Source organism: Mesorhizobium sp. P3_A2, assembly GCF_056403115.1.
Map to the genome: position 1 here is coordinate 76,854 of NZ_JBFUGC010000006.1, position 15,533 is coordinate 92,386.

Annotated in this window: 14 protein-coding genes; 9 read left to right on the top strand and 5 right to left on the bottom strand. The window is 56.9% G+C overall.

Annotated features, from left to right (window positions below):
* The first annotated feature begins 415 nt into the window (after window positions 1–415).
* From AC1DXM_RS15430 to AC1DXM_RS15450, 5 genes are all read left to right on the top strand, one after another.
* Window positions 416–652 carry a hypothetical protein gene (locus AC1DXM_RS15430; RefSeq protein WP_477233872.1) on the top strand — a complete coding sequence of 79 codons (237 nt, stop codon included), beginning with the start codon at window positions 416–418 and terminating at the stop codon, window positions 650–652.
* Between the two features lie 346 nt (window positions 653–998).
* The gene (locus AC1DXM_RS15435; RefSeq protein WP_477233874.1) at window positions 999–1,289 is read left to right on the top strand and encodes a hypothetical protein; all 291 of its coding nucleotides are present in this window, start codon (window positions 999–1,001) and stop codon (window positions 1,287–1,289) included.
* Between the two features lie 238 nt (window positions 1,290–1,527).
* Complete coding sequence (locus AC1DXM_RS15440; RefSeq protein ID WP_477233876.1) at window positions 1,528–3,204, top strand: DUF6538 domain-containing protein; 1,677 nt, start codon at window positions 1,528–1,530, stop codon at window positions 3,202–3,204.
* Window positions 3,205–3,345: 141 nt separating this feature from the next.
* On the top strand, window positions 3,346–3,771 hold the full coding sequence (locus AC1DXM_RS15445; RefSeq protein ID WP_477233878.1) for a helix-turn-helix domain-containing protein: 426 nt from the start codon (window positions 3,346–3,348) through the stop codon (window positions 3,769–3,771).
* A gap of 137 nt (window positions 3,772–3,908) precedes the next feature.
* Complete coding sequence (locus AC1DXM_RS15450; protein WP_477233880.1) at window positions 3,909–5,513, top strand: caspase family protein; 1,605 nt, start codon at window positions 3,909–3,911, stop codon at window positions 5,511–5,513.
* 1,716 nt (window positions 5,514–7,229) lie between these two features.
* Here AC1DXM_RS15450 and AC1DXM_RS15455 read toward each other — a convergent pair.
* The 3 genes from AC1DXM_RS15455 to AC1DXM_RS15465 all read right to left on the bottom strand — a co-directional run bounded on the left by AC1DXM_RS15455 (window position 7,230) and on the right by AC1DXM_RS15465 (window position 10,617).
* Entirely contained in the window at window positions 7,230–7,976 is a 747-nt protein-coding gene (locus AC1DXM_RS15455) for an NYN domain-containing protein (RefSeq protein ID WP_477233882.1), read from the bottom strand.
* A 681-nt stretch (window positions 7,977–8,657) separates the two neighbouring features.
* Window positions 8,658–9,935, bottom strand: coding sequence for a PAN domain-containing protein (locus tag AC1DXM_RS15460; RefSeq protein WP_477233884.1), 1,278 nt, complete (start codon window positions 9,933–9,935; stop codon window positions 8,658–8,660).
* Window positions 9,936–10,080: 145 nt separating this feature from the next.
* Window positions 10,081–10,617: a hypothetical protein gene (locus tag AC1DXM_RS15465; RefSeq protein ID WP_477233886.1), complete on the bottom strand. Its 537-nt coding sequence runs from the start codon at window positions 10,615–10,617 to the stop codon at window positions 10,081–10,083.
* Between the two features lie 80 nt (window positions 10,618–10,697).
* On the opposite strand from AC1DXM_RS15465, the gene AC1DXM_RS15470 reads away from it, so the two are divergent.
* From AC1DXM_RS15470 to AC1DXM_RS15485, 4 genes are all read left to right on the top strand, one after another.
* The gene (locus tag AC1DXM_RS15470; RefSeq protein WP_477233888.1) at window positions 10,698–11,450 is read left to right on the top strand and encodes a hypothetical protein; all 753 of its coding nucleotides are present in this window, start codon (window positions 10,698–10,700) and stop codon (window positions 11,448–11,450) included.
* A 128-nt stretch (window positions 11,451–11,578) separates the two neighbouring features.
* Window positions 11,579–11,824 carry a hypothetical protein gene (locus tag AC1DXM_RS15475; RefSeq protein ID WP_477233890.1) on the top strand — a complete coding sequence of 82 codons (246 nt, stop codon included), beginning with the start codon at window positions 11,579–11,581 and terminating at the stop codon, window positions 11,822–11,824.
* A 9-nt stretch (window positions 11,825–11,833) separates the two neighbouring features.
* Complete coding sequence (locus AC1DXM_RS15480; protein WP_477233892.1) at window positions 11,834–12,526, top strand: SOS response-associated peptidase; 693 nt, start codon at window positions 11,834–11,836, stop codon at window positions 12,524–12,526.
* A gap of 182 nt (window positions 12,527–12,708) precedes the next feature.
* On the top strand, window positions 12,709–12,972 hold the full coding sequence (locus AC1DXM_RS15485; RefSeq protein WP_477233894.1) for a hypothetical protein: 264 nt from the start codon (window positions 12,709–12,711) through the stop codon (window positions 12,970–12,972).
* Between the two features lie 22 nt (window positions 12,973–12,994).
* On the opposite strand, the gene AC1DXM_RS15490 is transcribed toward AC1DXM_RS15485, so the two are convergent.
* Together AC1DXM_RS15490 and AC1DXM_RS15495 are read right to left on the bottom strand one after the other, a co-directional pair.
* Complete coding sequence (locus tag AC1DXM_RS15490) at window positions 12,995–13,726, bottom strand: plasmid partitioning protein RepB C-terminal domain-containing protein (RefSeq protein WP_477233896.1); 732 nt, start codon at window positions 13,724–13,726, stop codon at window positions 12,995–12,997.
* Window positions 13,727–13,824: 98 nt separating this feature from the next.
* Entirely contained in the window at window positions 13,825–15,387 is a 1,563-nt protein-coding gene (locus AC1DXM_RS15495) for a recombinase family protein (protein ID WP_477233898.1), read from the bottom strand.
* Between the last annotated feature and the right edge of the window lie 146 nt (window positions 15,388–15,533).

Sequence of the window (15,533 nt, forward strand, 5' to 3'; positions counted from 1 at the left end):
GCAGCCGCCCGTTTATCGGAGGCCAAAGAAGCTCAGTATCGCAATCACGATGACCACTGCTCCGACGAGCCAGATTATGTTGTTCACAATATCTCTCCCGAAAATTTGTTGCTGAGAGTGAACTCGTCAGAGCCTACTAATGTTCCCGCGTTTTTCTGCGTCGAAACGAATGGCCGTCATCCGTTTCGTCTGTCGTCAGACCAAGGTCCGAACAGGGTATGACTGAAGTCCTGGCGTCAAAGCCATAGGTCGAAGGCGAGCAACCTATGCCCTCCCAATACATTGCAACCAGGCTGCCGAGTATGAGTCCCTTCATCGGCGGTCAATCGGGTGCCCGCCATTCTCCAGAGACTAGCGGGCACCCGATTGTCGTGGGACCGCCAGGCGGCGTGACGTTTCAACAACGAGGCTGATAGTGAACTTTGTCCAGAGATCCGTGCGTGAACGCGCAACCATCCGACCCGCAAACGACAACGACAGTAGTACCCCGGAAGTTTCTTCGGTCCTTGATCTCATACCGTGGGCTGACGACGACAAGGTCGCTGACCTTGTCAGGCGAACAGAGCGCCTGGCAATCGCCGTGCTTATCGCGATGGCGATTTTGCTGATCTTGGCACCGGTGGCCTACTTTGCACTTTCTTACGGAATCTGAGACGGCCTGATTGGCTCGTCCTCTTGGAAGTCCCGAGGAGACGTGTGCGACGGTCATGCTCGCCGACAGATGCTTCCCGCCACAGACCAGGATATCGAACGCGAGGACATTCGAGGGGGCGTGCGCAACGCTGCCTTGTCGAAGTTGCGCAACTCCTCGTGGTCAGCTTTGAAAGAAGCGTTCTGCCAACAAGACCTGGTGTCGCAATTCCCTCTCTCGACATGCCGTCTTGCGCGGGAGCGTCGGTCACTGATCGTGCCGCGTGAACGGAAGACGCCACCCGGAACCAAAGGGATGGGAGGTGGTTATCCCCGCGAAGGGATGATTAGCAGATGGATATATTGCAATGAAAACAATGATCGTGAGCGCTTTAGCGCTGTTCATGGCGATGCCGGCGATAGCTTCGGCAGCCGAAGCTGACGTAATCATCACGACCCACCATCGACATCACCACAAGACCGTCAAGATCATCAATGACCAGGGTCAACGCCTTCATCACCGTAAACACGGCACGGTTGCCTTCTACGACCACGGCCGCAGACATCATCGTCCGGATACTGTCGTGACCGGCTCGATCGAGCGTCGCCATCATCGGCATTATCATCCCGTCATCATCCAGGACGACAGTGACTACTGATCCTCTTCGCACGGCCCGGCTCTGTGGATGGAGTCGGGTCGCGTGGGGAGCCAGATAGCCGCTGACGGCAGCCATTCATGGCGTCTGTAAATCATTGGTTTCAAAAGGCACGTGAATTGGCTGGGGCGCCAGGACATTAATCCAAACGTTGATTTTAATAACTTATTGCTTTTATTTGTAGATTCGTCCACGACTGACCTAGACAGGTGACCTAAGTTGCACCGTCAGATCGGGATAAATGGCCCAAACATCCCACATTAAGAGACGCGGCTCGACCTACTATGCGCAGGTTGCAGTGCCACTCGATTTGCAGCCGATCATGAGCAGAAAGACCATGGACAGGTCGCTGCGCACAAAAGACCCCCACGAAGCGAAACGACTGGTTAGGCCCGTCTTAGATGAATGGGACCGCTTGTTTGACGAAGCCCGCCGGCAAGCGGCGGTCGCCATAGAACAGCGCCAGCCGCCGTCTGTCGCGCAAATAGCTATGCGCGATTACAAGTCACAGATCGCCTTCGACGCCGAGCTACGGGATAAGGACCATCGTTGGGCTCAGATTGGTGTCGACTATGACGAAGCCCGTCGTTTCCGTGACGGTTATTCCGGCATCCTTTCGGACGACCAGCTTGAAGAGATTGTTGGCGCTCGCGTCAGCCATCACATGGGTGCGCTAGGCCAACGGTCACCCAAAGGAAGCGCCGAATGGCGCACGATCGCTCAAGCCCTATGCGCTTCCACTTACGAAGCTAGGACCCGGCAGGATGAACGCGACGGCGGTGATTTCACCGGAACGCCGACACACCCGCTATTGATCGACGTAGAGCCGGAAGCGGTGGCTGCTGAAGCGGGCGAGGGGATCGTGGAGCTCTATGACCGCTACTCGCGGGAGAACGCCAAGGGCATTAGCCAGGACACGCTGACGCAAGCCCGACGTGACGTGAAGCTATTCGCCGACACGACAGGCGGTATTCCGGCTTCCAAGATCGACAAGAAATCGGTTCGCAATTGGAAGGGACTGTTGATGGATTATCCAGTGAAGGCTGCTGAGATCGGGGCTTTCCGTGGCATGACCATGAAGCAGGTTATTGAGGCAAACGTCGCGATCAAGAAACCGACCATCACCGATCGCACCGTAAATCGATATCTCTCTGCGCTCGGCGCTTTCTGCGATTGGCTTGTCCGCAACGACTATCTCGACCGCAACCCCGTTGACGGGTTCTCGCAAAAGATCGACAAGACAAAGCGCACGCAACGGCCGTTTTCCATCGACCAAATGAACACCCTGTTTGCGTCGCCGCTCTTCACTGGATGCCAGAACGACGACGATTGGCACCTTCCCGGCTGTCACGCTATCCGCGATCATCGCTACTGGTTGCCGCTGGTGATGCTCTACAGCGGCGCACGGCCGGCGGAGATCGCACAGCTTGGAATTGGCGACGTGCGCGAGCAACACGGCTCATGGATCATCCACATCACCACTGAAGGCGGCGACGACAAATCGACCAAGACCAAGGGATCTATGCGCGTTGTTCCGGTGCACCCGGAATTGGTAAAGCTGGGTTTTGTCAAATATCGTGAAGCAATGAAGGCGAAGGGAGAGACACGCCTATTCGCGAAGGCCATCCGAAACCAACGTGGCCAGATGGTCGCCGACTTTTCACGCGACTTTGGCCGCTACCTGACCCGCATTGGCATCAAGGCCGGGCGAGGCCTCTCCCTCTACAGCTTCCGGCACGGCTTTATCGACGCTCTTCGGCGGGCCGAGTATCTCGATGAAGAGTTCGGATTTCTGGTCGGCCACAAAGCCCATTCCATGACCGAGCAATACGGCAACTTGCCACAAGGTATGTTGCGCCAGCGTGTCGAGATGATTGAAGCGGTGGCTTATCCAGGGCTGGACCTCAAACACCTCTGAATTGTCGAACTGAAAGCACACGACACTTCGTTGGTCGAGTAGTTCATCGACCAATGTCGGTAACCGATGGGAAAATGCATTTCCCTATCATTCGTTGATATATATTAAGCAAGATCAACGACTTAAAGAAAGAATGCAGACATGAACAACACTGGTGGGGGTGCACGTGGCAAATCCGAAATCGCCAAATTCTTGGGCAAGCGCATCTATGATCTAAGTCACCGAAAGAGCCAGAGGGACATAGCCAGAGAGATCGGTTTTGTGAACGACAACGTCGTAGCGATGCTTAAAAGCGGGAGAACCAAGGTGCCACTTCATCGCGTCGTGAGCATCGCCAAGGCGCTAGAGACCGATCCTCGCGAGCTATTCGTAATGGCGCTCACACAGGACGGCAATGAAAAGGACCGGGCGGCTTTTCAGCAAATCGTGGGCGAGTTCTCAGAAAACGAGCTGGAGATCATTGGCGCAATCCGGAAGTTCTCCGGCGCTACGGATCCGAAGTTATCGGTCGTGTCGAAAAGGATCCTGCGCCACTATTTTGAGGCGCGGGCGGCCAGAAGTGCGTGAAAGATGGCCCCACAAGCTAGCACCTGCACCCTGCCGATGAACCCGTGGCGGATACAGTAGTCCTCGAAGCGTGGACTATTTCATGGATGGAGTTCAGTGTAAGTTAGTGGGACGCAACTTGATTGTGGATACGACCGATGTGGGTCCGGGCCGTCATTGTCTGGTTGCTTTTGCTGACTGCAGCCGACCTTTTGCAAGCAAATCTGTTCGCCGCCGACGGCAATCGGGTCGCCCTGGTTATCGGCAACAGCAAGTATGTCCATGCGCCCACGCTCTCCAATCCTGTCAGCGATGCGCGGCTGATGGCCGAAACACTGCGCAGGGTCGGGTTCAAGGTCATCGAAGGCATCGACCTCGACTATGCGGGAATGCATGACCGGTTGAACCGGTTTACCGAAGCCTCATACGACTCGGAATTGGCTGTCATCTACTACGCCGGCCACGGTATGCAGGTGAATGGCAAGAACTATCTAGTTCCGGTTGATGCCGAATTGACGTCTCCGGCGCATCTCAGGACCCGCACTATTCAGATCGACGACCTGCTTGCCGCCCTTCCGCCAGACCCTGGGGTCGGCGTCGTTATCCTGGACGCCTGCCGCGACAATCCTATGGCCAGGACGCTCGCGACTTCGCTGCCGAAGAGCCGCTCAACCGCTGGGTCAGGTCTGGCACCGATCGATGCCAGTTCGGCGGATGTCGGCAGCGGCGGGGTGTTGATCGCCTACGCGACCGACCCCGGCGCGGTCTCCTATGATGGCTCCGGCGCCAACAGTCCCTATACGACCTCTCTTGCCAAACACCTGGCCGAGCCCGGCGTCGATATCCAAAATGCGCTGACTCGTGTGCGGGGTGAGGTGACAGCCGCGACCGAGGGGCGCCAGCGGCCCTGGTATAATGCTTCGCTCGGCCGCGAGGTCTTCATCGGACCGGCAACGGCTGAAACTGAGACCGCACCTGGGCAGGCTGAGGGTGGTAACTCTGCAAACCAGGCCGCTGAGCCGAACTCGCGCGAATGGGTCGAACAGCGTGTGTGGGACGAAGCCTCGAAGCGAAACACGGTCGCCCACTACGAGGCTTATCTGAAGCAGTTTCCAAACGGCGCGTTCGCAGAGCTGGCGCGTCTCAACCTGGATCAACTCAAGAAGGCACCCGTTGTCGCGGAGGTGAAAAAGGATGCGTCGAGCTCCGGCATCCTGGCCGAATCCTCGACGGCTACTGCCGATCGCGAAAACGAAGCCGGCACGGAATTGACGGAAAGTGCCATTGGGCTCGATCGTCAGAAAAAGGTCGATCTGCAGGAGAGGCTGATGGCGATCGGTTATGACCTGGACGTTGCAGATGGCACTTTTGGCGCCTCAACGCGCCGAGCGATTGGCCTCTGGCAGAAGGAGAACGATCTACCCCCAACTACCTTCTTTACCCGCAAGCAGTATGTTCGCCTGAAACTCGATTCCGACGACGACGTAAAGAGGTATCGAGCCCAGCGAGCGTCGGAAGCGGAAAAGCAGGAAAGCGCTACTTCCCAAAAGACACTCAAGCCTGCGCCGGTCATCCGCCCGGAGCCGAGGCGTAGACAACAAGCCCGGGCGGTGAAACCGCAGCCAGCAGCAAAGCCAAAGGCCGACTCTCAAGCCCCGGTGACGCGCCAGTCCAAGTTCCGCACCTGCAGCAACTTCTTCGGCAGTTTCTCCGTTCCCGCATCGCAGAAATGTCCGACTAGCGGTAACAACAGCGGGAACTAATGAGATTCTGCTCGTTAGCGAGGTGAGGCGGGACGCTTCGACGCCAGCCGCTAACAGTCGATTGCGACCGATCGGTCGAGACCATCTATCGAAGGGACGTCTTGGTCGTAAGCGCTGTCTGGATCCCACCTTGCGGTGGTGACGATCTCGCTGCAGCACAGCGTCAGCCGTGCTGCGGGTCTCTCGATTCGGAGTTGATCAAATCAGCCCCTCTTCGATTTGGTCGTCGTCAACAGCCCACCGATGACTGCGGTGACTATCCACCCGGTCTGGAGAAGGAACAGAAGGGTGGCTTGCCCATTAGTCAGGTAAACAATGGTTCCATGATAGTTCATTGGAACCGTCGCTCCTTGTCCAGCTTGAGCGGAACGCGGCAGCGCATTTGCATAATAGTCCGTTAGAGCAAGATAAGTCATGGCGCCTATGAGCGCTAGTCCCACTAATATCCAACCAATAAGTCGCTTCATCATATCGCTCACTTCGCCGTCGCTGAGCGACTCGATCGCATCGACGAGACAAGACGCAACATGCACCCCATCTGTGCCTTAGCGACAGCCAGCAGGCTTTCGCCCTATATGCGTCCAAGCTCGAGCGCAGCTCACTAGCGCACGACGGTCAGTCCCGCTCATCGAGTGCGGTGGGTGACCTAAGAGCATTAGCAAGGCGGTTCGCCCTGGTAGCCATGTGGTGGATATTGATGCCATGAGAGGAAGCTGGCAATGCTCACCTCGGTTCCCAGGAACCAATCGACTTCATTCGCTTGAGGGGATGCCCCAGAGAGCGAAGTCCTAGGTTTGCCTTGGACAGCGATGGGGATGTCTCCTGTTGCGGCAGACAAAATTCCGACAATCCTCCGCTTTGAGTGGGAGGGCAGTCCGAAGGTCGGGCGCGAAACCGCATGTGCTGGGCGATGACCGCTTAGGTCAGTTCTTCTTAGGAACTGTTCCGAAGGAGCGCCAGGTTGACAAACGTCAACTTAACGACCCGAAACATCCCTGAAAGGACCTCACCACCCCTCATCCTGTCAACCAAAATGTAAAGCGTTCTCTTACGCTTTAAGAGCCGGCTTGACGCTAAGTTTACCTTAAGTTGACACCCAGACCCCAAAAACCAATTTTTGGCGTTTACGTTGACAAACGCAACCTGAGACGACTTCCAAGGCTCGAACACCAAAACAGACAGGGAAGCTCATCAGGCGCCAGCAGCACCTTCAGCGCAGCGATTAGCGAGATACATTACGGAAGCTATCTGGCGCTCACCCCTGGTCGATACAGCTAACGAACGGCAACAGCTTGACCAGCATCAGAATAATAGCACCGGCGTAGAGAGCGAATTAGCTAAAGAGGTGGGAGACGCACGCAGGGACCACTAGCTGCCGAGATGTAGATCGTGGAGAGGCTGAGTGCAGAGGTGTGGTGTGATGGCGAGTTGAGGTTCTTGGCTTTTCGCTTTCAATGATCGTTTATTCGCGGCCGGCCTTCTCTGAGAGACCGCGGAGAGAAATCCAACTATCCGATGTCTTGGATGGTGAATTTAGAAGCGAAAGGCACCGGGCATCTAATCGCATGCCTGAGTATCCGGGAAGGCTCATCAGAGAGTGTGGGAGGCGCCGGTGTAGCGCCTGTAAGCCGACGCTCGAGCCATCAGCGCGGCCTCGCGTGAATCGGTCACTCATTAGCCTACATATGTTTGCTGATGGTGAATTCAGGCGAGAGCCTAATTTCTCGCCTGTATCGTGCCAGACGTAGGCTTCAAGCGCACACGGGGGTGGCCTGTTTCTGACTGGCTCACTTCCAACGTTTCAATTTTGCGGACTAGATCGCTGAGCTTTTTGGAACCGTAGGTTCGTGGGTCAAAATCGGGTGCGAGATTGGCGAGTAGGTTTCCAAGCTGTCCAAGGGCGATCCACCCGTCTTCTCCTTCATTCTCGGACATGATCCTTTTTAGAATGCGCGAAGCATGAGCCAGCGTCTCTAACGGCTTCGTGGCCCCAGCCTTGGCGCCTGCAGTGGCCGTCTCTGGAAGGAGGTTCTCTGTGTAGATGAACCGCCGGCAAGCCTGCCGGAAGCTCTCCGGTGTTTTCTGCTCACCGAATCCGAAGACATCCACGCCATGCTCGCGAATTCGTGCTGCGAGGCGCGTGAAGTCGCTGTCGGACGACACCAGGCAGAATCCATCGAACCGGCCGCTATGGAGCAAATCCATGGCGTCGATCACCAAGGTGATATCAGACGCATTCTTCCCGGTCGTGTATGCGAACTGCTGCTGAGGGATGATGGCGTGCTTGGAAAGGATGTCAGCCCACGCTTTGGAGCGTGGGCTCGAGAAGTCGCCATATATCCGCCGGACGCTCGCCTCGCCGATCTTGGCGATCTCCTCAAACAGGCCATCCGCGATTTTTGCCGAGGCATTGTCTGCATCGATCAAGACAGCCAGGCGAGCTGAGCGCTGTTCTGCGGGCATGGGAGCTCCAATGCAATGTTGCCAGTGCCAGCCCTGAGGGTGAGTAGCGTCCACAATGATCTGGAAAATGACTTGAGTAGGCAACCTCCGACGGGCGTGCTCGTCAAATGGCAAGGGCTCAGGAAGCTGGACAATCCTGAGCCCTTTATAGTCTGTAGTCCTGGAGATGACGCTATGTGGTTGCCACGGAGCTGGACATTAGAAGTTACAAAATTAAAGTCAATTGAAAAATCAATCGACTCCGTTCATTACAGGAGCGTTAGCAATAGGAGCATGAGACGATGGGTCACGAACCTGATGCAGTTAACAAAGGAAGGATAGCTAACATGAGCTTCAAGATGCCAAGGGAGTGGCACCGTAGATTTAAGCTGCGCGCGTTTAAGGAGGGGATATCCATGACGGAACTCCTCAAGAAATGCTTCGCTTTTTACATACGCCACAACCCATTGTAACCGAGATCGAATAGGGTTGCCCTGCATAGGTGATCATTTTTGCCGAATAAATTGTAAATAATGCATGACTTATCTTTTCCAATTTAGACGAAAGCAAGTCTGTTCCTTTTTCGAAGAATGAAACTCAATCGTCGGCAGTTCCTCGTGCTGCATCATTCAATTCATTCTTCAGGTAGTCGGATAGGGCAATCCTCGAATCGGACCCCAAGCCGTGCCACTCGTGGAGACGCTATTCGAGACTGATGATCGACGCAGGCGCAAAGGTCGTCATCTTCTTGAGACCGCTGATCATGCCCTCACCATATCGCGGGGCGCCGATCGCGCCTTTGAGCCAGCATTGGCTCTTGCGCTTCATGTAGGTGAATCCGATGCAACGATCGTTTGCGACGCAGGCCAACCTGCACTGAGATGCGGTCACATTCCTCCCATAGGGCCTGCGTGACAGATCCCCTCCCGGCAGGTCGACGTTCTCAAACAACGCCGTCTTCGGGTCGATTACCCCCATCGAGAATGCATTAGGATCCGGATCAAGGCCGCTCAGAAACTTGCCGGAGATGGCCGCAGAGTTACCGTCCGCTCTACCTTGGCTGGCCTTCAGGAAGCAGTTTGGACCTCTCACGGCGCCCGGGTCCAAATTGAAGGTGAATGCCTTGCACTCACCGCCCATGGATAAACAATCCTTCGCACAAGTCGCAGCATCATCTGTTCGCTGGGACCTGATGTCATCGCCGTAAAGGTCCAAGCCGGTAAAGACCACCATTCGTGTCGGGCGGCGGGTGTATTCCTCTATCGACGAGAGTTTGGACAGTGACGGGCCGTCGACTGTATCCGAACTAGGAACGGGGGCTGCTGCAGGCGCGACCCCGGCAGGTGGCGGTTCCGCCGATCCTGCTGTCGAGGTTGCCTCTTTCGCAGCCGCGGCTGTGTGGTCGTCCTGCTTGCGGTCGAGCCCATAGCGCGCGACTTCGTCGGGAGTGAAGATATGCATGTCGTTCGGAGGTGTCTTGAACATCACCGTCAGCACTTCGACCGGCGTGTTGAAGCGATTGAGAACGTCGATGATGTCCGAGATGGAAAGCTGAGCGCTGACCAGATCAGTGGAGGCAGACGAGATCTGATGGACGCCCAACTCACCGTCGACTTGGCGCTCGACACCCGCAAGGAAGATAAATGCGCATGCGGAATAGCAACCTGCCTTGTTTGGAATGTAGGTCGCGAGTTTCCGCTCATGCACATCATCTGCGATCAAAAGGGCAATCTGGACCACACCGCCAGGGCTGTTTAGAACGACAAGCTTGGCGTTTGGTGCAGCCTCGGCGGCGCGGCGGAAGTTGAGCGCCGCCCCTGCATCAATCTCACCGTTGAGAGAAATAATGTCCGAATGCGCGTCATCGACCGAAAACGGTCCGAACGACTTCACTGCAGCGTGGGCGGAACATAGCTGAACCGCCAACGACAAAATGACCGGCAGCAACCGGCTGACGCAATATGAAAGCGAACTCAGCACCCTTCGCCCCCCAGCGGCGAATTTTAGCTATGAAGACACCTTGGCGACCCAACATGCAAGTGTCCTCTTGAGGATATCTCAATCGATCGACTGGACGCCCCATGGGCGAACATGTGTCACATCGGCGACCGTGTTCGTCTGGCTCTCAGTTCCTCGGCAACTTGTGAATCTCGAGCCTAACCGGTCCACCGCGGTCGCAGCTGGTGCAGAAAAGTGCCCTCTCAACCGAACTGAAAAGCGCGCCTTTGCCGTATCGCCGGATAAGACCGACGGGCTTCACTTCGGCATAGTGAGAGCAGTTCTTGCACCAGGCACGCAGCGTGTGCCATTCACGGAGGTCGCCGAGCGCGACGTCGAGGCCGGCATGCACGCTGCCTTCTACGATCGTTTGAGGGTCAATCTTGACGTCGCCAGGCGTCAGCATCTTCTCCATCACATGCCGTGCATTGTAGTGGATCAGCAACATTCCCGGCCGGCGCCGGATCGCGACGTGCCAGGCGGTTTGGCTGATTAAGAAATCTGGTGACCGGCATATCGTCTCGACGAGCTGGGTTTCGTCCCGATCCCAAACTTCTATCCGAAAATTGTCCTCTGCCGTTTTTCCCATAGCTTCGCCGGCCAGCGCGGTGACGCCTCGCCATGGTCCCTTCTTGCCTAGATCGAGGATGGAAATAAGGAACATATTCCTCCCCAGTCAAGATCATCTTGACTCTTGTGTTCTCTTTTTGTTCACTGCCGGCAGGCTTACCACAGGAGGAAGTCATGGAGCTTCGCTTAGCCATCAAGGGCGCCAAGCCCGAAGAAATCGCGCGCGGGATCGACGCGGCCCAGGCCGTTTTTGACCAGGAGGGGATTGCCGCCGACGTCGCTGCGAGCGGCGCTTTTGCGGTCTACATCCGGGATATCAAAGGATTTCTAGGAAGCGGAGAGCCGAGCGAAAGTCAAAGGATTGCGGCCAATGTCTGGAAAAAAGCCGAGCGCGCCGCTTACGAAGCCTGTTGCGCCGGATGCCGCGAACAACCGGCTGTCGGTCGCTGGGCGCTATGTCTGGGGCCAACGGAACCAAGGGTGAAGACCGCCAACCCGGCATCCTGGCCCGAAAGACAGCAGCTATACCCCAAGCTCATTGAGCGTCTCGAAGCAGCTTCCGGTCCAGATCGGCAACTCGACATCGACATCTGCTACGTGATGGGCTGGGTGAACGAGAGGGGGACGCCGGAAGAAGCCGCTGAATTGGGATTGCCATATCTCACCGGCAATTTGGCTGAGGTTGCTTCAATCACCCAGAAGTCTCTTCAGGGCTGGGTGATTGAGGTCGACCAAACACCTTGCGACGCTCGCATCATCGAGCCGAAGCGGGGCGAAAGCGATGATTTCGACAACAGGAGCGTGGCCGCGTGGCGCTGTCTTGACGGCCGGCACTATATGGAAAAGCCACCGGCCAACACCGCAATCGCTTTGACACTTGCGGCGCTGCGTCTTCAGGCCGACAGCTTTTTCGAGCAAGCATGGTAAGGCGCAGCCGAAGCATTCCGGCGCCATCGACCATCGACCAGAAATGGCCACACCAGGTCGCGCCGCCGGACGACATCTGCACCGACCGGAACCTGACTGCGATCACCAGGTTCTGTCAGGATCGCGGAATGAAGTTCCAGATCAGGCACGTCCAGGCGATATGGCCGAGTGCCCACTATGAAAACTGGAGACTGCACTGCTTCGCTGACGCCGCGAGCGCCCAGGCATTTCTTGACCACTTTAGCGGGGTGATGTTCGATCCCAAGCGTGACCGGGAGAACGGCAAGGTGCGTGGTGTCTGGCGTCGGACTGGCCGCTATGAACGAATTCTGGACCTCGGGCCGCTCCGCGTGCCGGAAATCCTTCGCAATTGAGGCTCAACCATGTGCGGACGCTACACGAGATATCTGTCGTGGTCGGAAATCCACCGGCTCTACCGTCTGACAGCACCCGCTGAGGTTGGGCGCAACGACGCGCCCCGCTACAACATTGCGCCCACTGACGAAGTCCCATTCATCACCGCCGGCGATGAAGGCAATCACAAGCTCCGGACCGGCCGCTGGTGGCTCGTTCCGTTCTGGGCGAAGGAAATGCCCAAGGCCGCGATGTTCAATGCTCGGATTGAAGGTGTCGACACGACGCCTGCCTTTCGAGACGCCTTCAAGTTGAAACGCTGTCTCATCCCAGCCGATGGCTACTATGAATGGACGATATCGCCGGCAGACGGGAAGAAGGACCCATGGTTCATTTTCCAGCCCGGCCATCCAGCGTTCTCCTTCGCCGGCCTTTGGGCCTACAATTCGAACCTTCAAATCACCAGTTGCACGATCATCACCCAGCCGTCAGCGGCGCCGGTTAATCAGATCCACGACCGCCAGCCGCTCATTCTGGACCCCGCCTTCTACGACGCCTGGCTCGATCCCAAGACGCCGGCGGGAGACCTGAAAGACATCTTGCGCCACGACATTGACGGGAGCCTGCAATTCTATCGGGTCGGGCGAGAGGTCAATGCGGCCGCCATCAACAAACAGCCCAACGACTACGCCGGGCTGATCGAACCGATCAAACTGCTATGAGCGACGAAATCAGACTCCCCAGGCAGGACCATGTCACCACGCCGGGTATCCAGCATCACTTCTGTGAGCGCTCGGGTTGCGGCAGGGACGCCGGCTGGGGATTTGCGAAGCCAAAGCAGGCACCCCATTGGTTCTGTTTCGAGCACCGCGGCGACGGTGAACGGTTTCTGTAGGAGGTTTGAATGTCGAACAACGTGCTGCCCACCCAGGCTAAGCCGAAGCTGATTGTGGTAGTTGCGTTTGATCGAGGCGAGGAAGGCGACCTGTTCACTGCCTATGGTCCGACAGATCAGCAGAGCGAAGACCGGGCGATCCGCACCGCCAAGGCGTTGGCTTCAAGCCACGTCGGCGTGATCGCATGGAGCCGCGATGCTGACCCCGCGCTGGGTGACTACGGGCCGCCGACGACCCTGTTTGTCAGCGGCGACGTCCCGGATATGGAATAGAAGCAGCCCAATAATGTTCGCTTTAGCCCGTTTGCTTGAGGCATGGCATCGACACGCTGTGAAACTCTTCAAAATGACCCGGGAAATTGCGCGCCAGATACCGCACCACCTTGGAATTATCCATCAGTCGGTCAAAATAGCGGCTGGCCGCGACCAGCTCAAGGCTCGCGGGCCCACGTCGTTCGACCGCGCTTAGAAATGCCAGGCTAAGCTTGGCTAACTCGGGCTCCATCTCCACTAGCTGGTCTTCGGAAAGACCGGCGATCTGCTTTCGCGGATCGATATCCTTGACTAGTAACGGCCGTGGCGTAAGAGCGACGAGCATCTTCACGTAGTTGAACCTCACCCGCTCCATGGCAACCATCAGCCGCGCAATCTCTATTTGCCTGGCCGGAACGACCAGCCGCAGCAAAGCAAAAAGCTTTGCGGGCCCAGTGCAGTCCTCCAGCAGATCGAGAACTTCCGGGCAAACCTCGCCGGTGGGAAGCAAGGGGGCGCTCACGACAAAGGCGGGTTGAGGTAAGTCCTGTGCGGGCGGCGAGCCTTGGATTCTCTTTGCTAATGCAATTGGCATCGTCGCGAGGCCTTCGGATGCCAGCAGCATGCGGAACTGCCTGTCGCGTGTCATCAGGCGAACCGCCACGGCGATATTGTCCAGGCGCTGTTCCAGTTCTTGAGATTCTTCAATGAAGGCGCGCTTGCGTCTGCACTCCGCGTCGTAGGTTTTGAGGAGCTTGGGGCCGAAACGACGCATCTTTGGCCCTTGGTGGTTAGGCGCAAAACGCCCAGCATTTCTGCGTTCGCTATGCAGGAGAGCCTCATAAGCAGCTTCACGGCTCAGGCGCATTACATTCATATTGCGCCCTCGATGGATACCCGCTCGGCCAATGCAATTAGCGGCTCGAGCGTGGGAAACAGATATGAATCCAGACGCGCTCCGTTGTTGGCAAGCAGTTCCCGTTTGGCTGCGATCTCACACGCGGGAGCAATCAGGTAGTCTCGAACGGTGAGGTCGCCGGGATTCATCCGGATCAGGACAAAAATGTCCGGCAGCGGCTGACGATCGGCCTTCGAAAACCAGCGTGGATAGCCGAGGCCGGAAACCCTGCAGCGTCCCACTGCGATCGCCACAGTGAACTCACAGTTGATCCGCACGAGGTCCGTCTCGGTGTCATGGGTCGCAAGCGCGCCGTGCTTTTCAACCGCAGCCAGGAGATCCTGGATCGCCTCCTGCCTCATCGTTTCCAGGCGCTGGTTCACATGGATGAAGCGGCAACTCTTGGGTGGCTGGTATCCGATCAGTTCATAGGCTTTGACGATGCTTCCGAAACGCGAGTGGTAGCGTGTGGACGGAGGGCAATCGGGTGCGGCGTCCACAATAGAGGCGGACAAGGCGCCGCGACGGGCCAGGAGCGCCTTGAGGGCCGCCAACATCTCGTCGTTTGTCATGTGGCGATAGATAGTTTTGAGGATACCCTGCGCTCGGTTAAACAGCTTGCGGTCCACGATCGGCTCCAAGACGTTTTCCGCCCGCACCCACTGTTCCGGGGGATTGCTGACATGATTGCCTTTGAGCTTGGTCGAGCTCTTGTTCCAAACGCTGTTGCCGACGTAATTTTCGTTGGTCAGCACCGAGTGCATAGACTCTCGGGTCCATGGACGCCCGCAGTCGGTCAGCACGCCGCGCTTGATTAGCAGTCTTGCGATCTGAAGCTCTGTCTTCCGTGTTTTGACAAAGTGCTCGAAAATCCATCTCACGGTCGCGATCTCGTCCGGCGGTCCGGGGACCAGAACTATACGGTCCGTCTGCAGGCTCTTGTATTCGTGGGCCGAAAGAATGCCTTTTGGACGCCCCTCTCGGTCGACAAGTAAGCGTCGCAGGCCAAGCCCGGCCTTTCCGCCCTGGCGAAATCCCATACGGATCAGCCTCACCTGACCTATGAACACTTTCTGCGAAAGCATTCGGCTATGCTCGGCCGCCATGCTGCGCTTGATGGCCTTGAGCACATCGGATCCGATGCTGCCGTCGTTTACGAACTGCTCGGCGCAAAATTCGATCCGCACCCCGGCCATCTGGCACCGGTATTCGTAGGCTGCGCTTTCATCAATGTTCTGAAAACGTCCCCAACGGCTTACATCATAGACCACGACCGTCTCAAAATCGGCCCGCCCACTCTCAACATCAGCCAGCAACTTCTGAAGACCGGGGCGCCCTCCCAGGTTTAGACCGCTGCGACCAAGGTCCTCGTAAGTGGCGACAATGTCGTAGCCCATGATATCGGCATAGTTGCGGATGGCATCCGCCTGGTTATCGATCGAGTAGGTCTGGTGTTCCGTCGACATCCGCAAATACTGGGCCGCACGCACACCCCCCCTACCTGAGGGCGCATTTAGGGCCGCTGCAACCTCGTCCATCGCTCGCTCTGTCCTGCTGGGCTTAGATGCTAACAATCAGCGACCTGTCGTTTGGTTGAAAACACCCGTCCACTTTGTGTCGAATGCCCGGCTTCTCGGTTTAGAAACCAAGGCCTTCAACTGCGGGGAAACCATGACACACTTCG